Origin of the sequence: Thermococcus sp. AM4 (assembly GCF_000151205.2) — an archaeon.
Lineage (GTDB): Archaea > Methanobacteriota_B > Thermococci > Thermococcales > Thermococcaceae > Thermococcus.
Window position 1 is genome coordinate 864,743 of the sequence record NC_016051.1, and the last position, 23,432, is coordinate 888,174.

Annotated in this window: 23 protein-coding genes; 11 read left to right on the forward strand and 12 right to left on the reverse strand. The window is 56.1% G+C overall.

What is annotated here, in order from left to right:
* Positions 1–3 precede the first annotated feature (3 nt).
* Positions 4–2,784 (forward strand): DEAD/DEAH box helicase, encoded by a 2,781-nt coding sequence (locus TAM4_RS04750; RefSeq protein ID WP_014122110.1) that lies wholly within the window; start codon positions 4–6, stop codon positions 2,782–2,784.
* On the opposite strand, the gene TAM4_RS04755 is transcribed toward TAM4_RS04750, so the two are convergent.
* The 4 genes from TAM4_RS04755 to TAM4_RS04770 form a co-directional block, all read right to left on the reverse strand.
* Positions 2,781–4,097 (reverse strand): ATP-binding protein, encoded by a 1,317-nt coding sequence (locus tag TAM4_RS04755; protein ID WP_014122111.1) that lies wholly within the window; start codon positions 4,095–4,097, stop codon positions 2,781–2,783. The genes TAM4_RS04750 and TAM4_RS04755 overlap by 4 nt on opposite strands.
* Before the next feature lie 121 nt (positions 4,098–4,218).
* Positions 4,219–5,283 (reverse strand): M20/M25/M40 family metallo-hydrolase, encoded by a 1,065-nt coding sequence (locus tag TAM4_RS04760; RefSeq protein ID WP_014122112.1) that lies wholly within the window; start codon positions 5,281–5,283, stop codon positions 4,219–4,221.
* A 99-nt stretch (positions 5,284–5,382) separates the two neighbouring features.
* Positions 5,383–6,021: a GNAT family N-acetyltransferase gene (locus TAM4_RS04765; RefSeq protein WP_014122113.1), complete on the reverse strand. Its 639-nt coding sequence runs from the start codon at positions 6,019–6,021 to the stop codon at positions 5,383–5,385.
* A gap of 4 nt (positions 6,022–6,025) precedes the next feature.
* Complete coding sequence (locus TAM4_RS04770; protein WP_014122114.1) at positions 6,026–6,838, reverse strand: GNAT family N-acetyltransferase; 813 nt, start codon at positions 6,836–6,838, stop codon at positions 6,026–6,028.
* Positions 6,839–6,905: 67 nt separating this feature from the next.
* Here TAM4_RS04770 and TAM4_RS04775 point away from each other — a divergent pair, with 67 nt between their 5' ends.
* Positions 6,906–7,406: a hypothetical protein gene (locus TAM4_RS04775; RefSeq protein ID WP_014122115.1), complete on the forward strand. Its 501-nt coding sequence runs from the start codon at positions 6,906–6,908 to the stop codon at positions 7,404–7,406.
* On the opposite strand, the gene TAM4_RS04780 is transcribed toward TAM4_RS04775, so the two are convergent.
* Positions 7,378–8,544 carry an MFS transporter gene (locus TAM4_RS04780; RefSeq protein WP_014122116.1) on the reverse strand — a complete coding sequence of 389 codons (1,167 nt, stop codon included), beginning with the start codon at positions 8,542–8,544 and terminating at the stop codon, positions 7,378–7,380. The genes TAM4_RS04775 and TAM4_RS04780 overlap by 29 nt on opposite strands.
* Before the next feature lie 120 nt (positions 8,545–8,664).
* Between TAM4_RS04780 and TAM4_RS04785 the strand changes: the two genes are divergently transcribed.
* From TAM4_RS04785 to TAM4_RS04795, 3 genes are read left to right on the forward strand one after another with little or no spacing between them, the layout of a single operon-like run.
* Entirely contained in the window at positions 8,665–9,111 is a 447-nt protein-coding gene (locus TAM4_RS04785) for a winged helix-turn-helix domain-containing protein (RefSeq protein ID WP_014122117.1), read from the forward strand.
* A 1-nt stretch (position 9,112) separates the two neighbouring features.
* Entirely contained in the window at positions 9,113–9,598 is a 486-nt protein-coding gene (locus TAM4_RS04790; protein ID WP_014122118.1) for a hypothetical protein, read from the forward strand.
* Entirely contained in the window at positions 9,595–9,789 is a 195-nt protein-coding gene (locus TAM4_RS04795) for a hypothetical protein (RefSeq protein ID WP_014122119.1), read from the forward strand. Before TAM4_RS04790 ends, TAM4_RS04795 begins: the two co-directional genes overlap by 4 nt.
* Positions 9,790–9,857: 68 nt before the next feature.
* Here the strand turns inward: TAM4_RS04795 and TAM4_RS04800 are convergent, their stop codons facing one another.
* From TAM4_RS04800 to TAM4_RS04820, 5 genes are all read right to left on the reverse strand, one after another.
* Positions 9,858–10,814 carry a hypothetical protein gene (locus tag TAM4_RS04800; RefSeq protein ID WP_014122120.1) on the reverse strand — a complete coding sequence of 319 codons (957 nt, stop codon included), beginning with the start codon at positions 10,812–10,814 and terminating at the stop codon, positions 9,858–9,860.
* 146 nt (positions 10,815–10,960) lie between these two features.
* Positions 10,961–12,124: a peptidase gene (locus TAM4_RS04805; protein WP_048149997.1), complete on the reverse strand. Its 1,164-nt coding sequence runs from the start codon at positions 12,122–12,124 to the stop codon at positions 10,961–10,963.
* On the reverse strand, positions 12,117–12,653 hold the full coding sequence (locus TAM4_RS04810) for a GNAT family N-acetyltransferase (RefSeq protein WP_014122122.1): 537 nt from the start codon (positions 12,651–12,653) through the stop codon (positions 12,117–12,119). Before TAM4_RS04810 ends, TAM4_RS04805 begins: the two co-directional genes overlap by 8 nt.
* A gap of 165 nt (positions 12,654–12,818) precedes the next feature.
* Positions 12,819–13,742, reverse strand: coding sequence for a hypothetical protein (locus TAM4_RS04815; RefSeq protein ID WP_014122123.1), 924 nt, complete (start codon positions 13,740–13,742; stop codon positions 12,819–12,821).
* Between the two features lie 132 nt (positions 13,743–13,874).
* Positions 13,875–14,597, reverse strand: a complete 723-nt coding sequence (locus TAM4_RS04820; RefSeq protein ID WP_014122124.1) for a class I SAM-dependent methyltransferase — start codon at positions 14,595–14,597, stop codon at positions 13,875–13,877.
* A 70-nt stretch (positions 14,598–14,667) separates the two neighbouring features.
* Between TAM4_RS04820 and TAM4_RS04825 the strand changes: the two genes are divergently transcribed.
* From TAM4_RS04825 to TAM4_RS04835, 3 genes are read left to right on the forward strand one after another with little or no spacing between them, the layout of a single operon-like run.
* The gene (locus TAM4_RS04825; RefSeq protein ID WP_014122125.1) at positions 14,668–15,996 is read left to right on the forward strand and encodes a TldD/PmbA family protein; all 1,329 of its coding nucleotides are present in this window, start codon (positions 14,668–14,670) and stop codon (positions 15,994–15,996) included.
* The gene (locus tag TAM4_RS04830) at positions 15,997–17,202 is read left to right on the forward strand and encodes a TldD/PmbA family protein (RefSeq protein ID WP_014122126.1); all 1,206 of its coding nucleotides are present in this window, start codon (positions 15,997–15,999) and stop codon (positions 17,200–17,202) included. It abuts the gene before it with no gap.
* Complete coding sequence (locus TAM4_RS04835) at positions 17,199–17,501, forward strand: hypothetical protein (RefSeq protein ID WP_014122127.1); 303 nt, start codon at positions 17,199–17,201, stop codon at positions 17,499–17,501. The genes TAM4_RS04830 and TAM4_RS04835 overlap by 4 nt, the downstream gene beginning before the upstream one ends.
* Here TAM4_RS04835 and TAM4_RS04840 read toward each other — a convergent pair.
* Complete coding sequence (locus TAM4_RS04840) at positions 17,467–18,666, reverse strand: MFS transporter (RefSeq protein ID WP_014122128.1); 1,200 nt, start codon at positions 18,664–18,666, stop codon at positions 17,467–17,469. The two genes, TAM4_RS04835 and TAM4_RS04840, sit on opposite strands and share 35 nt — an antisense overlap.
* 77 nt (positions 18,667–18,743) lie before the next feature.
* Here TAM4_RS04840 and TAM4_RS04845 point away from each other — a divergent pair, with 77 nt between their 5' ends.
* Entirely contained in the window at positions 18,744–19,415 is a 672-nt protein-coding gene (locus tag TAM4_RS04845; RefSeq protein WP_014122129.1) for a carbon-nitrogen hydrolase family protein, read from the forward strand.
* Between the two features lie 48 nt (positions 19,416–19,463).
* Positions 19,464–21,110: a bifunctional aspartate transaminase/aspartate 4-decarboxylase gene (locus tag TAM4_RS04850; protein WP_014122130.1), complete on the forward strand. Its 1,647-nt coding sequence runs from the start codon at positions 19,464–19,466 to the stop codon at positions 21,108–21,110.
* A 115-nt stretch (positions 21,111–21,225) separates the two neighbouring features.
* Here the strand turns inward: TAM4_RS04850 and TAM4_RS11960 are convergent, their stop codons facing one another.
* The gene (locus tag TAM4_RS11960) at positions 21,226–22,668 is read right to left on the reverse strand and encodes a DUF2202 domain-containing protein (RefSeq protein ID WP_014122131.1); all 1,443 of its coding nucleotides are present in this window, start codon (positions 22,666–22,668) and stop codon (positions 21,226–21,228) included.
* Between the two features lie 182 nt (positions 22,669–22,850).
* Between TAM4_RS11960 and TAM4_RS04865 the strand changes: the two genes are divergently transcribed.
* A complete protein-coding gene (locus TAM4_RS04865) occupies positions 22,851–23,303 on the forward strand; it encodes a dual specificity protein phosphatase family protein (RefSeq protein WP_014122132.1) in 453 nt (150 codons plus the stop codon).
* The last annotated feature ends 129 nt before the right edge of the window (positions 23,304–23,432 follow it).

Here is a 23,432-nt window from a genome sequence, read left to right on the forward strand (position 1 = left end):
ATCATGCACCTCCTCCTCAGGAAGGCCATCAGAGAGCGCTTTGGGAAGCTCAACCGGCTCCAGCAGGACTCGTTCAGGGAGGTTAGCTCCGGGAAGAGCGTTCTAATCATTGCCCCGACCGGTTCCGGAAAAACGGAAGCGGCAGTCCTGCCGGTTTTCAACGAAATCCTTGAGGAAGGATTAAAACCGATTTCGGCGCTCTACATAGCCCCGCTCAAGGCGTTAAACAGGGATTTGCTTGAGAGGCTCGAATGGTGGGGAAGGAAGCTCGGAATAACCGTCGAGGTCAGGCACGGCGATACGTCAGCCTACAGGAAGGCGAAGCAGACGAAGAACCCGCCCCAAATGCTAATCATCACCCCCGAAACCCTCGGCGTGATTCTGACGGTTAAGTCCCTCCGGAAGCACCTGAGCAACGTGAAGTTCGTCATCGTTGACGAGATAGCGGAGCTTGTAGACAATAAGCGCGGTTCTCAGCTCCTCCTGAACCTTGAGAGACTTGCCGAGATTGCTGACTTCCGGCGAATCGGAATGACGGCGACGGTTGGCAACGAGGAAGAAGTGAGGGACTGGCTCAGAGCCGAGGCGATAGTAAAGCCGAACTGGCGGAAAGCCTACCGCTTCCACGTGCTCTATCCAAAGCCGAAGGAGGAAGACAGGGAGCTTGCGGAGAAGCTGAGCGTCTCGCCGGAGATAGCGTCGAGGCTTAGAACGCTGTGGGAAATCGTTGAGAGACACGGAAAGGCTCTGATATTCACCAACACGCGCCAGTTCGCCGAGGTTCTTGCGCACAGGCTGAAGGCCTGGGGGAAGCCTGTCGAGGTTCACCACGGCTCGCTTTCGAAGGAGGCGCGCGTCAGAGCCGAGAAGGCCCTCAAGGAGGGAGAAATCAAGGCCCTAATCTGCACCTCCTCGATGGAGCTCGGCATAGACATAGGTGATGTGGACGTCGTAATACAGTATATGAGTCCGAGGCAGGTGAACAGGCTGGTTCAGCGCGTCGGCAGGGCGAAGCACAGGATTGGAGAGGTCAGCGAGGGCTACGTCATAGCGACGAACGTCGAGGACTACCTCCAGAGCATCATCATAGCGAAGAGAGCTTTGGAGGGGCGCTTCGAGGCGGTCGAGCCGATAGGCGGGCTTGACGTCTTAGCGCATTTCGTCGTTGGGTTGCTCATCGAACACAAACGCCTTCCGCGCGAGAGGCCCTACGAGATAGCGAAACGAGCGTATGTTTACAGAGATTTGAGCTGGAGCGATTACCTCGACGTTCTCCATGTTCTGGAGGACGCTCGCCTTGTCGGCTACGATGAGGAGAGCAACCTCCTCTACCTCAGGAGGGGAGCGTTCCAGTACTACTACGAGAACCTCTCGACGATTCCGGACGAGGTCTCGTGGCGCGTTTTCGACGCCAAAAGCGGGCACGTCATAGGAAGACTTGACGAGAGCTTCGTGATGGACCTCGAGGAGGGCATGGAGTTCGTCATGAACGGGCGGAGCTGGATAGTGCTCAAGATAGACGACGAGGCGAGGCTTTTGAAGGTTCGCGAGAGCAAGAGCCTCGAGAGCGCGATACCGAGCTGGGAGGGCGAGATGATTCCGGTTCCCTTCGGGGTTGCCTTCGACGTCGGCAGGCTGAGGAGGGAGTTAGCCTTCGACTTCAGAAAGGCATTGGGCCTTCTGGAGGGCGTTGAGTTCAGCGAAGATGAGCTTAGAAGGGCCCTCGAGGAAATCAGGGACGAGCCGTTTCCAACGGATAGGGACATCGTAGTTGAGAGCACGCCGAAAGCTTTGGTAATCCACGCGGACTTCGGGAGCAGGGCGAACGAAGCGATAGGGAGGATAGTCCACTCGCTCTTAATCCTCCGCTACGGCCGGGTCTTCTCCGTAAGGAGTCAGGGGCACGCGATAGTCTTCAAGACTCCGTTCCAGCTCAATCCGGAGGAGGTCAAGCGCTACCTCTACCAGGAACCCGAAAGCGTCGAGCTCATTCTGGCGAAGTCGCTGAGGGATTCGCACGCCTACCGCTGGAGAATGCTGAACGTGGCCAAGCGCTTTGGGGCGCTGAGGCGGGACGCGAGGATAAGGAGAATCGAGAGGCTCTTCGAGGGGACGGTGATTGAGAGGGAAACGCTCAACGAGCTCTACCACGACAAGGTTGACGTCAAAAAGGCGGAGCTCGTGATGGAGTTGCTCAAGGCCGGTTCGCTGAGGGTGAAGACCGTCCTAAGAAAGGAGCCGTCAACTCTGGCGAGGCTCAACATGACGGTGAGCGGGGAGTTCCTGCTGTCGGGTGTTCTTGAGAGGGACGAGCTGATTGAGCTGTTCAGGAAGAGGTTGCTCGAGCACGAGGTCGTTCTCGTCTGCACCAACTGCGGGTGGCACTCGAAGACGAAGGTGGCGAGACTTCAAAACATTAATCTGAGGCAGTGCCCGCGCTGTGGTTCAAAGATGTTGGCGGTGGCGCACCCGATTGACGCCGAGGAGTTCCTCTCGGTGCTTGAGAAAGTGAGGCACGGAAAACCGCTGGAGAGGAAGGAGGAGAGAGCCTACAGGAAGCTGTTAAAGGCGGCAGATTTGGTCGATACCTACGGCTTCGAAGCGGTGTTAGCCTTGGCGAGCTACGGAACGGGACCGGATACTGCCGCGCGACTGCTTGCGCAGTACAAAGGGGATGCATTAATCCTCGCGCTCATGGAGAGGGAAAGGCAGTTCATAAGGACGAGGCGGTTCTGGGTCGATAGGAAGGAGAAGGAAAGCGACAAAGCCGGAAACGGAAGCTAGTAGAAATCCTCCAAATCCCAGATGAGGTAGCATTTCTTCCTCAGCCCCTCCTTTCCCTCAACGCTCCTCGCGATGATTCCAAACCGGAACTTTCCATCAAAGCGGACGAGCTCTGCTTTGCCCTCCAGCCCCTTCAAAATCCTCCCCGCGTCCCTTTCGCTCAGGTCCCGCCACTTAACCTCAATCAGGCTGGCGATGTCTCCTCCCAATGCAACGATGTCTATTTCTTCGCCCCTGAACCACCACCTGCCGAGGGTCTCGAACTCAAACGGCCTCTTGAAGAGAAGGAACTCCCTCGCGAGGTCCTCAAAGCGAACCGAGAAAACCTTGTAGAGGTCGGCGAGCTTGGCGGTTCCCGAGGCTATCTCGGCCATCTGGGGGTAAGTCAGAACAAACCAGCTCAGCAGAACCGGGTCGCTTATCCGATATAGGCTCACCTTCCTGCTCCCGAGGATTGGTGTTTCCTTCTCGACGAAGCCGAGCCTCATGAGGGTCTCGATGTAGGGGTAAACGCTCCTCGCCGGAAGGCCGAGGTAGTTCGCAATCCTCTCAAGCCTCCTGTTGCCCTCTGCAATCGCCCTGAGGATGGAGAAATAGCTTTTCAGCTCCCTCAGCTCCTCTCCGAGGATTATGTAGGGTTCGTCGTAGAACAGGCCGTAGTCGCTCAAGAACTCTTCTCTAACGAACTCCTCAATCGATGAGTAGCGGGAAGCGAGCCTCAGATAGGGCGGAATCCCTCCAACGAGCATGTAAGCTCGTATCCCATATTCTTTATCCTCAAAAAACTTCAGGGCGTTGGGGTAATCTAAGGGCTTCAGGTGAAGGCTCCTCGTCCTCCTGCCGTAGAGGGGCGAAGCGTGGCTCAGAACATCGTCCCACATCATGCCAAGCAGGGAGCCGGAGATGACGAGCATGACGTTTTTCTCACTCAGAATCCCGTCCCAGACCCTCTGGAGGTCGCTCAGAATCTTCCGGTCGGACTTTATGGCGTAGGTGAACTCGTCGAGGACTATGAGGCAGTCCTCTGCCCTCTCGGCGAGGTAACTCAGAAGGTCGAACCAGTTATCAGTCTCAACCTTCAGTATCAGCTCGTCCCTGAGGAACGAGGCAAGGGCGCGCTTGAACTCCCTCATCTGCACTTCCTTTATCGCCTCGGGGAACGTAAAGAAGAAGGTCTTCCTGCCCTTGGAGAACTCGCGCATCAGCCTCGTCTTTCCAACTCTCCTCCTTCCGTAGAGAACGACGAAAGACGGCCTATTCTCCCACTCCCGCTCGAGAACCTTCATTTCCTTCTCGCGGTCTATGAACTCCACAGCTTTCACCAGATTGTATAAGCGCGATTATATATAAATGCGTTTCGATGAAATCCCCAATCCCCAACCAGTAACTGGGGGCCTGCTTAATAAGATTGGGTCAAAGGGGAAAAAGAAAATCTCACTCCTTTGGTTCGTTCCCGCCGTAAATCTCGTTGAGGGCCTTGAGGAACTCACTTGCCGTAACAACGTCCCTGACGTCTATGCGCTCGAACTTGGTGTGCGAGATGTCGAGGTTGCCGGGGCCGAAGACTATCGTCCTCGTTCCGTTGTACATGAAGTTTATCGCGTCCGTCCAGCTCCTCATTCCGCCGAACTCGTCGAGACCCGTCCTGTCCATCGCCTTCTTGGCGAGCTGGACTATCTCCTCGTCCGGCTCGAGCCTGTAGCCGTCCCATATCTCGGTGTACTCGTAGCTCTTGGTGTACTCGTCGAGTATCGGGTCCATTAAATCCAGAACGTCCTCGACCTCCTGCTCCGGCAGAAGCCTCGCCTCGAGCCTTCCCTTGCACAGGGCGGGGATTAAGTAGACGGGGTTCTCGCAGACGAGCTCCTGAATGCCTATGTGCGGGTCGAAAAACTCGCCTTTAGCTTTGAAGGGTTCGAGCTTCTTGAGTTCTTCCAGCATCTTGTATGTCTCTTCAATCGCGTTGACACCGCTCTCCGGGCAGGCGCCGTGGGCTTCCTTGCCGTCCACTTCGAAATACGCCTCGATGTTGCCTGCGTGGGCGATGTGAACCTCAAGGTCGGTCGGCTCAAGGACAACGGCCATTCTCGGTTTGTAGCGCTCCATGAAGAGCGCGCTCCCGCGACCGCCGAGTTCCTCGTCGCTGACGAAGACAATGCCGACGTTAAGGTCTTTGTTTTCCTTCCTCAGCTCCTCGAGCATGAGCAGAATCGCGGCCGCTCCACCCTTGATGTCGCTCGCGCCGGTGCCGTAGATTATGTTTCCCCTGACGAAGGGCTCGGCTCGAATCGGTATGGTGTCAACGTGGACTTCGTAGAAAAGCTCCGCTTCCGGGTTCACAACGAGGTCTATTATCTCGCCGTCGCTCTCTATCTTGACGTCGTAGTCGAGCCTGTGCAGGAACTCCATGATGTGGAGCATGAGCCTGTCTTCCTGGCCCGAAGGCGAGGGTATCTTCAAAAGCTGGAGGAGTATCTCCTTCGCTCTCTCGGTCTTCATTTGGTTCACCTAACTTACCCTCGACGTCGCCCTTTATAAACCTCGGCATTCCAAGCATTCTTGGAGCCATATGAAAAGACATCACGCGCCGTTCAGATTTCACTCCCCACCCTCTGACAGCCACCCCTCCAAAGTCCGAGTGACGAGCCTTAGGAACTCCTCCTTCGTCCCGCCCCTCCGGTAAAACTCCTCGAGCAGTTCCATGAAGCGCTTCTCATCCTCACTGAACTTCTCCCCCATCCAGCGGAAGATTTTGAAGCGTTCCCCAAGGAGCTCGACGGTGTGAAAGCCCTCGTCCCTCGGGGTTGGCTCAAGGTCCTTCACGAGCTCGACGGTGTTTATCGTATCGTAGCCGAGTCTCTTCCAGAAAGCTATGGCGTCCTTATCCTGCGGCAGGACGAAGAGGTAAAGAGCCGAATCCCACTTTAGAACCTCCTCCTCGGCCCGCTCTACGAGCGCCCTTCCGATGCCCCTTCCCCTGAACTCGGGCCTTACGAAGAGCTCTTCCACCCAGAAACTTCCATCCCTGCTCGAAATCCTGATGAATCCAACGGTTTTTCCGTTTTCAACGGCGAGAAAGATTATGTCGCCCCTTTTGAAGTAATGCGTTGCCTCGACCCTGTACTCTGCCTCAGCGTGTGGACTCCAGCCCTGCTTTCCCCTGAGCTCCTTGAAAAACTCGATGTAAAGCCCTTGGAAGTCGGGGAGGTTTTCCTCGGTTAGGCGAATTATCTCCATTTATTCACCCCCTCACGAGCCTCTTCCGGAAAACCAGAACGTTCGGCTCCTCAGTCTCATCCCAGAGGGAGAGACCTAACCTTTTGAGTCCGGGCAGGAGAGGTTTGACTCCACTCGGGAGCATGACGTCGAAGTTCCCCCTCCCGCGCTCCTCAGCGACCCAAGCCATAGCGGGAAGCATCGCCTTGAGAGTTGCCAGGCCGACGTCGAGGGGCGTAAACGTCGCTCCTCTCCTTGAGACGAGGAAGCGGAAGCCGTTGAAGTCGTAAATGTGGGCGTTTTTCCGAATCCAGTCTAAAGCCTCTTCGCTCCTCCTCACGAAGCGCCAGCCGACGGGAATGAGGCCGAGTGTCAGGTCGCTCAGCTCCGGCTCGATTTGCTCGGGCTTCTCTGGCTGGAAGTCCGCAGTTTTGGCGCTGAAGATAAAGAACTTCGCCTTAACCCTAAAGCCCGTCTTTTCGGCCATCGCGATGCTCTCGCGGTTGAGGAAGTAGGTCGCGAACTCAAGGGCCTCGATTTTTCCCTCCTTCGCGAGTCTCTCGCCGAGCCGGAGCATAAAGTCGTGGAGCTTTCGCCCGTAGCCTCTTCCGCGGTAGTCGGGATGAACCCTCAGCCCCTCGAGCCAGCCGACCTTTCCGGGCAGAATGGTTAGCTTTGCCGTTCCAACGACCTTTCCGTCCACCTCGAGCACGTAAAACCCGCCGTCCTCAAGCCAATCATCAAAGACCCGTGCTAGATAATCCTCACCACCCCACGTCAGCCTCGCTATCTCCTCGATGAAGGGTTTATCGTCTGGCCTAGCCTCGCGTATGATCATTCACCTCACCCATATGGGATAGGAAAAACCTTTTAAGGCCCTTTCTCAATTACGTACGGTGGTGTTAATGAGGCGCCTACTCGCGGTCATCGTTGCCCTGCTCATCCTCTCAGCTTTCCTCGGATACACATACCACAGGGTGGACGCGGAGGTAAAGAACGCAGAATCCGGCCTGCTCTCCGTTTCCATCACCGCCCTCTCCTGCATGAGCGACATGGACGCGTTCAAAACGATGCTTGAAACCAACACGAGCGCGGATCTGCTGAGGGAGCGCGCCGGGAGGTACGCCTACTGCGCGCAGGTTCTCAGCGAGGCTTCAGAGTCTCTATATGAACTCACCGGAAAGGAGACCTACCGGGACATCCACGCTGCCGCGTCAAACCTCGCGGTTTTCTTCAACCACGTGAGGAACAGCGGAGAGCCAAAAGAGCTCCTCCTCAAAAACGTGGACGTTATCGTTTCCATCGGTGATGCCATCTCAGAGGTTTACAAGGCCGAGCTAAGGGGTGGTTTGAGGAAAAACCAGACTGGTCGGCTGCTCAATCTAACGAAAGGTCTCTCGTGGTGAGCGCGAGGATTCCGAGGGCGAGAACTCCCAGGAGAAAGGCGCCGACCGGGAGATTCGCCCCTGTTCCCCTTTCAATCAGCCACGCAAAGGTCAGCTGGGACAGCGGAATGACCAGAGTTGCGAGGGCATCGAAAAGGCCCCTCGCGGTCCCAAGGCGCTCAAGCGGGATAAACCTCTGCATTAAGCTGTCGAACGAGACGTTGAGAAGCTCCCCGCCAAAACCGAGGATAAACACCGCTGGAAACAGCGCCACCACAGATGGGATGCGTACGATGAGGAGTGAGATGCTCTGGAGGAACATTCCGATCATCAGCGGGCCCCTGAGGCCGATTCCCTTCCTTTTTGCGAGAAGGGCAATAATCACTACGGCTGCAAGACTCCCGACGGTTGTGAGAGACTGCAAAATCCCGTAAACGAACTCCCCCGCGCTCAGCTTCCTCAGCGAGGCGAAGACGAAGATCCTGAACGAGCCGAGGGCGAAGTTGAAGAGGAGCACCGAGACGAGGACTCCTATGACGAACCGCTTATCAACGGCAATCCCTTCTCTCGAGGCCTCAAACGGGGTTTCCTCGCTCTTTCTCTTTACCTCGACGTTCAGATACGGAATTAGTGTGAGCGCTCCAACCAGAAGGAGAACCGCGTCGAGGAGCATGGCCTTTATCCCGAAGCGGTAAGACAGAAAGCCGGCCAGCGGAAAAGCCGCCAGCGAAACGGCGTTTCCAACTGTAGCGAGCTTTGCGTTGAGGCTTTGGAGCTCCGAGGGGTCGAGGGTCATCGAGGCGACCAGCGAGAAGCCGTAGTAGCGGTGGAGGATGTCGAGGGCGGAGATCCCGGAGACGATGAGGTAGAATGCAACGACGTTTGATGAGAGTGGAATTATGAGAACCGCGAGAATAGACTGAAGGAGGAGCGCGAGGAAGGCCAGCCTGACCTTCCTGGCCGTTCTGTCGAGCGTCCTTCCGAGGAGGGGCGGGAGGATAACCCAGGGCAGGTGGGAGAAGAGGGCAAAGCCACCGATGCTCAGGAGCGAGCCGGTGCTCTGGAGGATGCCCCAGGGCAGGGCAACGCTCTCGATGGCGTCTCCCACTGTTCTGAGGGCTGATGTGAGGAGCTGGAGGCGGTAGAGGGTCCGCTTCATGACCGGATTTTAGGGGAGGGTTTTAAAAGAACTGCGATTTGCTTTGGGCTTACGTCCGAGTTGTGGAACTGCTCACCCCTGACCGGAAACGCTAAAGGAATGACCACTCAATCATTAACCATGCCCGATGAGGAACTCGCCAGGGAAGTTCAGGAGCTCAGGAAGGCGCTCGAAGAGCTGAGGGAGAGCTTTGCCCTCGTTTCCCAGCTGGCGCAGGCCTATCTCCGCTTAATCAACCTCTACGCCCAGTACGGCGGGCTGGGAATAGAGGTGGCCGTTCCCGAGGTTACCGACCCCATATCGAGGGAAATCGTCCGGATTCTCTTCGACCTCAAGCGGGCGAACGTGAGCGAGATAGCGCGGGAGCTGAAGGGCAGGCGCGGAAAGGCCTCGCGGAACACCGTGAGGGCCAAGCTGAGGGAGCTTAGGGAGATGGGAATCGTCGTCGAGGTTCCCGGGGAGAGGGGAAAGTGCTACGCCCTCTCAAAGAAGGTGGTCAAAAAGTGGCTCGAAATAATCGGAATCCCGATTAACCTTGACCGAACTAAAGATTATCGAGGTGATTGATATGGAGGAGAAAGTTGGAACCCCCAAGAAGAAGCTGGAGGAGCTCCTGGACGAGCTCATGGAGGAGATGAGGAACGCGAAGACGCCGGAGGAAGTGAAGGTTCTCAGGGAGAAGGCGGAAATAATAGAGGACCTCATCGAGGCCTACGAGGGCGACAAGGACCTTGAGAAGATACCCCTCCTCATGGAGAAGGTCGGCGACATGGTGGAGGACATCCTTCAGCCGCTGAAAGAGCTCCTCAACGAGCTCTACAGCCCAGAGAGGGTTCAGGCGATTGGCAAGAGCGTGGCCGAGTTCTACAAGAACCTCGTCGAGGCGGGCATGGACAAGGAAGCGGCGCTTGAGCTCACGAAGGAGTTCATGGACTCGATAAACCCCGGGAAGAAGCTCATTGAAGCTCTGGCGAACCTCACCAAGAAGGGGGCTGTTGTGATAAATGGCCCGACATACTACGGGAAAAACGATGGGGAGGAGAAAGAAGAGTGATTCTTCCCCTTCTCCGCTTTTTTCTCCGCCTTCCGTTGCTCGCGTTTAAAATCGCCGGCCTCGTGAGGATAACCAATCGGGCGAGGCGGAGCTTTAAGAGAGTTCTCAGGGAGGAGGGCCTTCCCGGGGACGTAGTCGAGGAGCTCGCCGAACATTTCACGCCCAAACTCCCTTCGCTCCTCAAACGGTGATCAGTTCTTCAAGATTTTCACGAGTTACCGGAACTTCGTGGACGTCCGATTGAGCAGCCATTCCATCTTTAGTCTTCAGTTCCCCACATGGCCATAACGGTCGCTTTTACCGCGCTCTCGTTCCCGTAGAGGAGCATCACCCTGTCCATACCCGGCCCGTTGTACAGCTCAATGTACACACTTCCATTGCCCTCAAAGTAAGCCCTCCTGACGATCTCCCCCGCCGGATCCCGGGATTTCAGGGGTGGAAGGGGTTTCTCCTGGAAGCCCAGCTCCTTAATCCGCTCCTCCAGCTTAACGTAAACTTCTCCCCCACATCCCCATCTGTAAACGGCCACCTCTATTCTTGCCCCCTCGGGGGTGAAGCCGCTCGCCGAGAGAAGGTCGCCGGAGAAGATTTTGCTCCTTCCAGTTCTGTTTTCAATCCGGGTGTGCATGAAGAGACCGAGCACCTTCCCGGGAGATGGGCCCACCCACATCATGCTGAACATAAGCTTGTTGAGGGTGTACTCGGCCATGTCGGGCCACTCCTTGTCGTAGGGAACCTTCAGGATCACGATGAAATAGAATCCACCGAAATACGCGCCAAAGGCAGAGTACAGCGCATCCCTCCCCAGCCATTTGTCCCTGTCGGTGGCGTTTCCAATTGTGGCAAGTTTCTTTTTGAGCGCGCCCAACGCTTCTGCTGCCGAATAGGAATCCGGGTAAGCAAAAACGCCGACGTACGCGCTGGAAACCTTAAAGGTTTTATTTGCAAGACTGCCCTCCGGAACGGGGAAATCTGGCCTGGCTGGCACGACCGAGTACTTTTCTTTGAGGGGCTTGATGAACCCGGCGATGCTGCTGTTTGGATCCATCCCGCAGAGGGGATCCGATGGGGCTATTGTTCCAATTTCATCCAAAAACCCTTCTCTCATGGAGGTCATTGAGGTTGAGGTTTTCGTTTCAGGGGACTTCTCAGGGGAGCTCAGGCATCCGGCGGCGATTACGATGACAACCAGGATAAGGGTTAAAACTTTCCTCATGGTGACCCCTGCCTTACTACTTGAGGGGAGTATAAATAGTTTTTGCAGCGTATGTGAAGCAGCGTATGTGAAAACTCTGCGGGTTAGCCCGGTCGCGGCCGCATTTTTCTCCCAAACGCTACCGTTGGGGTTCTGTTTCCGCGGGGCTAAAAGTACCTTTCAAAGAAGTCTCCCAGGTCTCTTCCGCTCAACTCCTCCGCGAGCCTTCTGAAACTCTCGAAATCCACGTTCTCAGCTCCCGCGAGAATCCTCAGCAGATCGTAGAAGGAATCCTCCATTAGCAGGTGAAGGTCGTAAAGGATTAAGGCCCCCTTCGTGTACGATAGCTCCCATAGGCCGAGCCTCCCCCACTCCGACGGTTTGAGCTTCTCCGCCTCCGGAAAGCGCTTAACGATGGCTTCGTAGTTCCTTCTCAGGCCCTCGATGAAGCGGTTGAACGCTTCCTCGCCGTGTATCTCTCTAATCGCAAGCGCCGTTAGATAGTTGGCAAAGGCCTCGTCGAAGAACCTGCTCAGGTGCGCCTCGGGCGTTGCCCTCGGGTTCCAGAGGTGGGCGAGCTCGTGGTAGAGGTTTGCGGGTATCTCGGCCCTCAGCGAGCTTCCGGAGACGAGCGCGTAGCCCTTCCCGGCCTGCCCACCGTAGTTCTCCGGCGTCTCGATGACGGTGAACATATTCGTCCCGCGCCCCAAGATTGCCGAGTAGAACCGGTATGCCTTCTCAAGCAGTTCGAGCGTCCTTTCAATTCCTTCCTTGCCCAGAACGAAGAGCCTGAAAGGCTCCTCTTCAATCTCTGTGGAGGGCGCTATGGCGATGTCGAGCCTGTTTGTGCCCTCGATTCTCAGCCGGTTCCCGCGTATTTCCCCGCCAAAAGCGACCACCAACCCCTCTGGAACTCCCTCCACCGTTATTTCCGCGTTAAATTCGGAGCTAACGACCGACTTTATGAGGCTTTCAAAGTCCGGCTCCGATGGGATTGGGTAGAAGAGCGAGTCCGTTCTGAGGAGGGTGTACTCCGGGTTTACGGAGTCCTTGAGGTAGGAAAGGACGCTCTCGTAGCCCGCAAGCCTTCCCGAATAGCTAAGCTCGACTTCCTCGCGCGGTTCTTCAAGCCGAACGACGCTGGTCTTAAAGGCCTCAACGCCTCTGAGACCCTCCAAGCACCATGAAAACGGGACGCTCGTGGAGTCCACTTTCAGCCCCCTGTTGAGGAGGAAGGTTATCGCTTTTCCGGCCAGCTTTAACTTTGTCTCTACTTCCAGCGCTCCCTTTTTGAAGTCGAAGTTCAGATGGAGTTCCAAGTGCTTAATCATTCCCACTACTTCTGAACTTCTCGTAAATCAGCTCGTCTAAGTACCTCCCGTCGCTCCAGACGTGCTCCCGGAACCGTCCGCTCAATGAGAAGCCGTTCTTCTCGAGAACGCGGATTGAAGGAATGTTGTCGCTGTGAACCTTCGCCCAGACCTTACGCAGATTTAGGTGCCTGAAGGCGTATTCGCAGAGGAGCCTCACGACTTCCGTCCCATAACCCTTTCCCCTCTCCTCTGGTGCGAGGTAGTAGAACAGCTCACCCCATCTCGCGCTCCAGTTGGCCCAGTTGAAGCCCGCGATGCCTATGAGGGTTCCATCGTTTTTGAGGACGGCAAAGGCAGGCGCCTTTTCCTTGTTCTTCTTCAGCTCCTCGTAGAACTCCTCCTCTTCCTCTGGGAGTGTGAAGTAAGCAGAGTTAAAGAAGTTCCTGACCGTGCTTCTCTCGTTGTACCATTCCCAGCTTTTCCTAAGGTCTTCTTTGAGTAGTATTCCCAGAGAGACCTTTTCTCCCCTGAGGACTACCGGTCGCATGAAAATCCCCAATTATTACAACGCGAAAGAGTTTTAAGCGTTTTCTATGGCGTTGGTTTCAGTGGTGTCGATGAACCCGCTCGCGGTTTTCGCCTTGGCTTTCCTCCTCGGGTTCTCCAAGGGTCTTACCTTCGCCTGCTGGTGGGATACTTGAGCAAAAGGTTGTTATGGGGAGAAGCGAACGATGACCATCTCCCAATCCTCCGTCACGCCCGCCACAATTCCCTCCCCCAAAACCTCGACCCAGCCGTTTTCCCAGAGCTTCCGAACCTTTAGCCCCTTTCCGCCGACGATTTCAACGACGACGGCGTTTCCTTCGAGTTCGCCCCCGACGAGGAGCCTTTCCCTGAGGGGCAGGAGCGAGGTCGCGCTTCCCTCGCCGAGCTGAATCTCCCCTTCACCTGTCCGAACCCAGAATTTTTCGCCCCTGTAACCCGCCAGGACGAGTTCTTCGTTCCAGAGGCCGGCTGTGAATGCTATCCCTTCCGCGAGGGCTTCCTCCCCACGAACCCCGCCTTTTTCATCGAAGTCGAACGACCTGACCTCCCAGCACCCATCTTTGACGCTTCCGAGGAGTTTCAACCAGTTCTCTGATGGAAGCAGGGCCGTAAAGACCGCGTCCTCCCAGCTTCCAAAATCTTTCAACCAGAGGAGCCTGCCTTCACGGGAAATCCTGCCAATGAAGAAGCCTCTGTTCCCGGGCCTCCCTGTTTCCCCGGCAATGAAAAAGCCGTCCTTTGCGGGAAGGATTGAGTAGACGGTCCCATTGCTTCTAACCTCGAGCTTTAGCTCCCAGAGGGCGTTTAAGTTCTCATCAAGTCTTGCGAGATAGGCCTTCCAGCCCTCGCCGCCGTCCGGTGCCGCGGTTCCCTCGACCGCCCCGCCGATGAGGTAGCCGTCGTCGAGCTTAGCTCCACTATGCCCCTCCCAGTCGTTCTTCCCTGCCAAAAAGCGGGTCTCAGCTATCTCATCTCCATTGAGCCTTGCGAGCATGATTTTGTAGTTCCTCCCGTCGTGGACGCTCCCGACGAGCAGATCGCCGGCGAGGGCGACGGGGACGGTCTCGGTGCCGAAGGAGTAGGTTCTCATAACCTCAGCCTCCAAGCAATTCTACTGGAGCTTCAAAGAGCTCTGCTCTCCCGCTCAGCGTTCTGATCTTAAACGAATTTCGACCCCAAACCATATTCATCCCTGAGCCTAACTTTACTTTTTTGAGAGTGTTTAAACGTTGTCCGGCTTGGTCCCGACGGTCACAACGCTGAACATGCCCCTGTAGTGGGTTCTCACGTCGAAACCGGCCTTCCTCAGAACGAACTCGACTATCCACGGGGCCCAGACGTTGATTTTCACCTTGAAGAAGTAGCCTTTCTCGAAGTTCACAAAGAGCCTCTCCGCGATCCCGGTAAGCGTGTCAAGGCGAACGTGGAACGAGGTGAAGGGCTCTTCCACCAGCACCTCGCGGTAGTTCTCGTGGAGTAACCTGACCCAGTCCGCATATTCGACGACCAGAACCCCTCCCCGCTTCAAAACGCGGAAGGCTTCTCCAACCGCAGAGTCAAAGTCGTAGACGCTCATATGCGGCAGGGGGTTACCGAGGAAGGCAACGAGGTCAAAGCTCCCATCCGGAAAATCGAGGTTCCTGGCGTCCATTACCTTGAACTCGGCTTTATACCCGAGCTCCCGGGCGATTTCATTGGCTCTCTTTACGAGCTCCTCCTGCGTGTCTATCCCTACAACCTCAAAGCCCAGCTCCTCGAGGGCGAAGGTTGAAACCCCCATGCCGCACCCTACGTCGAGGGCCTTTCCGCCAAGTCGAGGAAGAACGTTCCTGAGGAGTTCCCTCATCCGTTCGAGCCTCTTTCGCCCAGTTTCACTCCTCGGGTCGTAGAGCCAGGGTTTCTCCTCGTAGGTAGGTCCGAAGGTCACCCCGAGGTTCCGGAACATGCTATCACCGTATTTACAACCCCAAATTGTTTTTAAGGGTTACCTTTGATTCGGAATTCAGGTGTCGGAGGTGGACGTTGAAAGAGCAGTTGAGCTTGCGCTGTCCCTCGGCGCTGAATATGTGGAAGTGAGAGAGGAACGGCTCCTTAAGACCGAAATCACGGGTTCAGAGGAGGTAACCGTCTCCACCCGCTCCATTGGCGGCTTCGGCGTTAGGGTTCTCGTAAACGGCTCCTGGGGCTTCGTCTCGGTGAACTCTCCAGAGGACATTGAATGGGCCGTTAGAAAAGCGGTGAAGCTCGCACGGGTCGGGAAAAGCAGCGTTAGGCTCGCCGAGATAAAACCCGTTCGCGATATCGTGAAGAGCAGGATGAAGGTTAGGCCTCCTGAAGTGCCGGTCGATGAAAAGGTTGAGGCTGTCCGGGGGCTCCTCAACGAGCTTCCAGAGGCCTCGCGTAAGATCGTCAAATACTCGGACTTCTCCGGCTTCAAGAGGCTCATCACGAGCGAGGGGACAGAAATCGAGGGGGAACTGGTGGGAATCTCCTTTGAGGCCGATTTGGCTGTTTCCTCTAACGGGAGGAGTGCGTGGCTCTTCAGCCTGACCGGCTCAATCGAGAGGGGCTTCGAAGCTGTTGAGGGCATGACGGAGAAAATCCTCACTGAAATCCGCGGTCAGATGAACTGCTTCCTCCACGGGAAGAGGCCGGAGCTTAGGGACGTCCCGGTTCTCCTATCCCCATACTTCGCCGGGATGATTGCTCACGAAGCTTTGGGACACCTCGCGGAGGCCGACGAACTGCCGAACACACCTTTAGCTGATAAGCTCGGCGAGAGGATCGCGCCGGAGTTCGTGAGCTTGAGCGACGGGAACGTTCCAGATGGGCACGGGAACGACATCTACGACGATGAAGGCGTTCCAGTTAGGAATGTCGAAATCCTGAAAAATGGGATTTTCAACGAGCCCCTCGTGGACAGGGAGCGGGCATTTGAGCTCGGCATTGAGCCTAACGGGCACGCGAGGGCCGAAAATTACGCCTTCGAGCCAATGGTGAGAATGAGGAACACCTACTTTGAACCGGGAGACTGGACGTTCGAGGAACTGCTCGAGGAAATCAAGCTCGGCTACTACCTCGTGAGCGCCGGCCCGGGGCAGACTGGACTCGACTCCTCGTTTACCGCCGGAATCCTTGAGGGCTACGTCATCAGGAACGGTGAGATAACCGAGCCAATCTTCGGCGCAACCGCCAGCGGTAAAGCCCTCAACGCGCTCCCCGGAATCAGGGGACTCGGAAAGGAGCTTGACTTCGAGAACTCCTACTGCGGAAAGGGTCAGGTGGTGAGGGTGAGCATGGGAGGGCCCCACGTCCTCTTCGAGAAGGGAATCCGGGTGGTGTGAATGGAGCGCGAGGTTTACCGCCTGAGGGAGGAGCGAACCGGCGTTTCCCTCGAGGGAAGCATAAAGCCCTTCGCCCGCGTTAGGGAGTTCACAGCGGTGAGACTCATCGAGAACGGAAAGGCGGGTTCTGCACTTGCCGAAGGTAAAGACGAGGAAGGGGCTTTGAGGCTCGCCCGCGAGACGCTCCGCTTTTCAAAGGAGGAGGACTACCACCTCCCAGCAGGTTGCAGGGCTCGCTGGGACCGGACATTTGAGGTGGATATAGAGGACCTCGCCGGCGAGCTCTCCTCACTGAGCGACGAGCTGAAGAAAAGGGGTTTCTCACTCGGCGCGACGATTGAGCTTATAACGAGGCGCTTCTCGGTCGAGAGCACCGCGGGGGCGGACGTTGAAGGTTCCTACTCCCTCATGAAGGCCGAGTTCGAAATCGGGGGCGAGCTTTCATTCTCCCTCTCCGCGGGCTCGGCTTCGAGGGTTGAGCTCACCGAGTTCATAAACCCCTACCTCGGACTCATCGAGGGGCTCGGCGAGGCCAATCCTCCAAAGGGAAACGTTGAGACAATATTCGCTCCAACAGCTCTTTACAGCATTCTACTCCTTCCCCTCCTCTGGAAATTCCGCGGGAGCACCGCGCTCAAATCGCCGGGAATGGAGGCAAAAGAAGGGGAGACCTTAGCTTCATCGCTCGTTACGATTCTCGACGACCCCCTCGATGAAAATTCCCTCCGCTACGTAAAGGCTGACGACGAGGGAGTTGAAGCAAGGAAGAACGTTCTGATTGAGAACGGCATCGCCAAAGGTCTGCTCTGGGATAGCCACAGCGCATGGAAGGCCAGTATGGAGAGCACCGGGAACGGGATAAGAATCGAGGAGAGAATCATCGCCGGTTCACATAACTTAACCCTTGTACCGGGAAACAAGACACTGGAAGGGATGATTTCGGAAATTGATAGGGGCTTTATTGCCCTCGGCCTCAGGGGTGCGAACGCCCTCGACAGGGCTACCGGCGACTTCTCGGTCGTAGTAACGCCGGCACTCATCATCGAGCGGGGTGAAGTTAGGGGCTTCTCACGCTTCGAGCTCAGAGGAAACGTCTGGGAGCTCCTCAAGAATGCAACGGGCATCGGGAGGGAGCTAACGAGGGCGTGGTTTGACGAGGGGTTTTCCATATCGCTCCCCTTCCTTAGGACAGAGGTGGTGGTATGAGGGACTCCCTGGCCCTCCTCGCGGTTCTCTTCCTCATCGCCCTTTTCTTCCTGCCCGCTTATTACATCGGGCCACTCTACTTCCTCCTCGTTGTCCTCTACCTCCTCGCGCTCTACGCTGTGGAAAGGAGGGGTCTCAAAAGGGTTGAAGAGCTCATCGACGTGGCGTTCTTCCTCACGTTGATGTGTCTCCTCATGAAGAAGTTTGGGGAACCCCTGTGGCAGGGGCTCGCGCTCGGACTGCTCCTCCTCGCCCTCGAGTTCATCAAGAGACGTGTTCGAGCTCAAGGGAGTTCTTGAGGGGCCCCAAAACTTCAAGCGCCTTCACGAGAAGGCCGAGCGCGAGAAGGCCGAGTGCAAAGACCAGCCTCGCCTTCTCAAGCCCGAGGGCGTTCACAGCAAAGCCGTAGACCGTGTAGAAGCTCCCCATGGTCAGAGCCGAGACCATCGAATCGGCCGAGAGTATCGTCGCCCTCTTCTCGCTCGGGAGCCGGTGTTGAAGCTCTATCGCGATGTTGAACTGAAAGGCCGTTGAGACGACCGTTGCGACGACACCGAGGAGCACAATCCAGAGCGGGTTCTTGTAGAGGACGGAGAGAACCGTTAAGATTGGGATGAGAACCGGGGCGACCGAATAAAGCCTGAGGCTCCACGAGTCCCGTATTCTAACCCCGATGAACTTTGGTAGGGTTCTCACCGTAACCTCGGCTATTCCGAGGAGTCCGAGGGTTCCGGTGATGGTCGTCCCGAGGTAGACGGCCAAAACCTTGCCGAGGTACGGCTCGAAGAACTTCCTGAACTGGTTGGTCTCCAGCGAAACGAGGATTGAAACGGCAACGAGCGGGAAGATTCTTCCGCTGAAAAGCTCCCTGAAGGCTCCAAGGGTGTGCTTTCCGTAGCTCTCCCTAACCGGCTCGAAGCCGTACTCCGGAATTGAGAGCGCGAGAATTATCATCGCAACCTCGACGATGAAAGAGAGAACCAGCGGAAGGGTAAAGCCGTAGAGCTGGGCGAGGAAGGCGCCTATTAAGAGCGTCAGCGCCGAGACGGGAATCGTCAGGCTCTTGGTGCCCTTCATGAACTCCCGGAACTCCCTCTCCCTGCCGAGATGCCTCATTGTGTCGAAGAGCCACGCCTGCAGGCTCCCGCTGACGAAGGCAATGCCCAAAGCCATTAAAAGGGCGTAGAGGAGGAGCATTGCAAAGCCGCTGAGGAATATCAGGACGACCGTTGCGATGGCGTTCAGCGTCAGCCCGATTAGAACGCTCAGCTTCCTGCTCACCCGGTCTCCGACTATGCCCGTGGGCACCTCGAGGAGGACTATCCCCCACGCGGTAAGGGCCGTGGCGAGTCCTATCTGGGCGTAGCTCAGCCCCTTGGAGAGGTAGTAGATGACCACGAGGTTCCCGAGGAAGCCCGTGTGCATCAGCACCATCAGGAGCCGGTAGCGGTTGAGCAGGTCCATGATTACCCAATATCCAACACCTTCGGTTCTCAAAAACTTTATGTTGGGTTGTTAAGACTACAACCTGCGGTGGGAGAATGAAGGTCGCGCTAATCCCTATGCGCGTTGAAACTGGAAACTTTGAGGCCAACTGGAGGGAGTTCGAGAGGCGCTTCAACGAGGCGCTAGTACATAAGCCGGATTTCCTAGTCTTCCCCGAGTACTGCCTGACAGGCTTTGAGGAGTGGGACTTCAGCGGGGCGGGGCTTTACGGCGAGATAGTCGAGAAAGTTAGCGCGCTCGCACGGGAGGCGGGAGTTTACGTCGTCTTCGGCCTCCTTGAGCCATACAAGAACTGCGTCTACAACTCGGCCCTTCTCATCGGACGCAACGGTGAGGTTCTCCTCAAGCACAGGAAGTTCCAGGAGCCGATGAAGTTCTGCACCGGGAACACTGTGCGAACAGCATGGACGGAGTTCGGAAAGGTGGCGGTGATAATCTGCGGCGACCTCTACAACAGGAGGATAGCGAAGTGGGTTAAGCGGAAGAAGCCGGACTACCTGTTCGTGCCGATGGAGTACTCGCCTGACTACGGGGAGCCCAACGAAGAGGACGTTGAGGCGATGGCGGAGCGGGTGAAGCTGCTTGGCGTTAAAGCGTTTATCGTCAACAGCTACCCTCCGGGAGGCGCGTGGGCCTTTGAGGGGGGCGGTAAGCTGCTGGCCTCTTCTAGGGGAAGTCAAGATCTGGTGGTGGAAATAGGGCCGTGATCAGACATGTTTTTATTGTTGAGGAAGTATTTCAATGGGGGTGTTTGAATGCGTGAAACCGAAAGCAACGGAGAATTTGACGCTCTTTTGAAGAACCTGAAGAACCTCGATGAGCTCAGCCCCTTCGAGTTCAAGGAGCTCCTGATAAGGCTCGCCCGGAGAAAATCCGAGCGGATGATGCTCAACGCCGGCAGGGGGAACCCGAACTTCCTGGCTTTGGTCCCGCGCTACGCCTATTTACAGCTCGGAAAGTTCGCGCTGAGCGAGGCCGAGCGGCACTTCGGCTACATGGGGGGCCTCATTGGAGGGCACAGCGACAGAGAGGGAATTGAAGCGCGCTTCGAGATATTCGTCAGGAACCACTGGAATGAAAAGGGAACCGCCTTCCTGAACTCGGCCGTCAGCTACGTTAGGGATTATCTCGGCTTCTCCGCTGGAGACTTTCTGCACGAGATGGTTCAGGGCTATTTAGGTTGCGACTACCCGTCACCGCCGAGGATGCTCCCGCTGGCGGAGAAGATAGTCGCGAGGTACCTCATGAAGGAGATGGGGGCAGGCTACGACCTCGGCTACTCCCTCGTTGACGAGACCCAACTTTTTGCTGTCGAGGGTGGAACCGGGGCGATGGCGTACCTCTTCGAGTCCCTCAAGGCCAACAGACTCCTCAACTCGGGCGACAGGATAGCGATAGCGGTTCCGATATTCAGCCCATACCTCGAGATTCCGAAGCTCGACACCTACCGGCTGGAGATAATCGAGGTCAGGGCGAAGGAGGAGCTTGGCTACCAGATACCGGACGAGGAGCTCGAGAAGCTCCGCGACCCGGAGATAAAGGCTTTCTTCCTCGTGAACCCCGGCAATCCGACCTCGGTGAAGCTCGGGGATAGGGTTCTCGAAAAGCTCAGGGAGATAGTCGAGGAAGACCGGAACGACCTCATAATCATCACCGACGACGTCTACGCGACGTTCGCTGACGACTTCAAGTCGGTCTACACCGTTCTGCCCCATAACACGATACTCGTCTACTCGTTCTCCAAGTACTTCGGCGCGACCGGCTGGCGCCTCGGCGTTATAGCGCTCCACCAAGATAACGTCGTTGACAGGCTCATAAGAGAACTGCCCGAGGAAATCCAGGAGATACTCGAGAGGCGCTACGCCCCGATAACGCCGAACGTCAGGGAGCTGAAGTTCATTGACAGGTTAGTTGCAGACAGCAGGAACGTCGCTCTAAGGCACACCGCTGGCCTTTCAACGCCCCAGCAGGTTCAGATGGTCCTCTTCGCGCTCTACGCCCTCATGGACGAGCAGGAGAGGTATAAGAACGCGGTGAAGCACGTGCTCAGGAGGCGCTACCGGGCGCTCTACCGGGGTCTCGGCCTCGAACCCGAGGAGAACCAGAACCTCACCTACTACTACACCCTCCTCGACACGGAGAAGCTCGCGGAGAGGCTCTACGGCAAAGAGTTCGCCGAGTGGTTCATCAGGGCACTGCCGATAGAGGAGTTCATCGTCCGCCTCGCCCTCGATGCAGGCGTGGTTTTACTGCCGGGCAAGGGCTTCGAGGTGCTCCACCCGTCGGCGAGGGTCTCGCTGGCGAACCTCAGGGAGATAGACTACATCAAGATAGGCCAGACGATAAGAAGGCTCATAGACGAGTACTATCGGCTCTTTACTGAGTCCTCCGGAGGGAGTTAACTCTCTCCCCTGTTTTATGGGGACACACTAAGAGATCCTGGAGATCCTGATTAAAAGACCCTGTTCAGAAAACAGCCAAAAAGAAAACAGAAGGGTAAAACGAGAGAAAACCGGATCATCCTCCGTGTCCGTTGCCTCCCCCTGTTTCCATTGCAGTACCGACGATTGCCTCGTACTCGTCCTCACTGAGGAGCTGGGGTTCGTACGTAACCCCGTAGTTGGCGAGGGTCTTCACGAAGGCCCTGAGGTGGTTCCTGCTTCCCTTCATTAGGTTCTCATAGACGGCTATTATGTCAAGCTTGTCCGTCTGGTCGATCCTTTCCTGGAGATCGATTATGTCGGTTTCCTCGATAAGCGCCCCTACCTTGAGGGCATCGATTTCACTCTTGCTTCCCTGCTCGATGAGCTGGTTGTACAGCGCCTGAAGGTCCGGGTTTGTGAACACTCCAACCGGTTCGTTGGCCGTGGGATCCGTGAGGTTGTACTTCTCGAGGAGCGAGCGAACCGCGTTAACGTGGGTGCTCTCACTCTGGGCGATGTTGTTGAAGATCTGCAGGCCCCACTTCTCGTAGAGGGTAACGTAGACATCATGAGCTAGCTTCTCCTCCTCAACCATGTAGAGGAGCCCATCGATCTCCTTCTGGGTCAGCTGACCACCTGCGGTGGAGTTTATGAACTCCTGAAGCTCGGTGGTGTTAACCGTGCCGTTTTCGTCCGTCACCACGGGGATAGTGTCACTGGCTGGAGGCTGCGCCTTTGTGGTCCCCGTCTCCATGGGGCTGTTGAGTATGGAGTAAAACTCATCCTCACTGAGCACCTGTGGGGTGTAGGTAACTCCCCTGCTCTCAAGCTGGCCGACGAACGCCCTCAGGTGGTTCCTCGAGCCCGCCATGAGGTTCTCGTAAACGGTTATGATGTCCACCTTGTTCGTCTGGTCGATTCTCTCCTGGAGATCCTTTATGTCGGTCTCCTCTATCAGGGCTCCAACCTTCAGCGCGTCGATTTCGCTCTTCATGCCCATCTCAATCAGCTGGTCGTAGAGCTTCTGTATGTCGGGGTTCTGGAACTCGCCTATTCCCTCGTCCTTGGTTGGGTCGGTGAGACCGTACTTATCAAGGAGCAGCCTCACGGCGTTAATGTGTGTGCTCTCGCTATCGGCGATGTTCTTGAAGATCTGGAGTCCCCATTTCTCGTAGAGCTTGGTGTAGACATCGTGCGCCAGCTTCTCCTCCTCGACCATGTACAGCAGACCGTCCTTCTCTTCCTGGGTTAGCTCACCAGCGGGTATGGACTCCACGTACTCCCTGAGTTCATCTATGCCGACGGTACCGTTCTCGTTAACGGCTATCGGTATCTGTCCCTGTTCTCCCTGAGGGCCTCCGGAACCGGCGCCCTGGCCATTACCTCCCTGGGGGCCCGGCGTGTGTGTTGAGCTCGGCGTGGTAGCTGGAGTGCTCGAAGTTCCGCTCTGGCTTGTCGTTCCGGTGTTTATACAGCCCGCTCCAAAGACGCTCAGGAGCAACACTCCAATCAGGAGCAGACCAAACAACTTCCTCATAGTTCGCTCACCTCTCCATATGCAACTTTATTATTACATATGTCCTTCTCTTTAAAAACCTTTTGGTTTCAGCCCAAGTAAGTTTTATGTTCGATTTTCGATTTAAGACTATTGCTGTTCATAATTCAATTAATCGAAATGAATTTAACTTGTTGTACCGATTTCATAGCAGGGATACCGCGATGGTCTGGCACATCGATGAGAAGGTTGCTTTTTCCAGAATCCCCTGGAAGGAAGATTTAGCCACGCTAAAGGGGCATTTCGAATGCATAGTTATCCTAGCTCCAGAGTTTGAGCTGCCCTACGGGATTAAAGACTTACTCGAGATGGGATTCAGAGTACTCCACGTTCCAATACCCGACCTCGAAGCCCCGTCCCTAGACGAGCTCAGGGCTATCGTGAACTGGATCCAGAACGAAGTTGGAACCGGGAGGAGAGTTTTGATAGCCTGCTCAAGCGGATGTGGAAGGAGCGGAACGGTGGCTGTTGCATGGCTCATGTACTCGGGCGGCCTCTCACTCCGGGAAGCGCTGGTAACGGTTAGGAGGATCCGGCACTGTGCCGTCGAGACCGAGGGACAGATGACGGCCCTTCAAAAATTTGAGCACTACTTGAAAAACGTCGAAAAATCATGAAAATATTCTCGAAAATTTGTCCCGATGACAGAAAATTATCAGATAACCTTATTAAGCACACGGAGGATCGGGGGAAGGTGTTTCCCTCATGATCCCGGCCTCCCCCACCCCCTCTCCATCCCTTCTTCC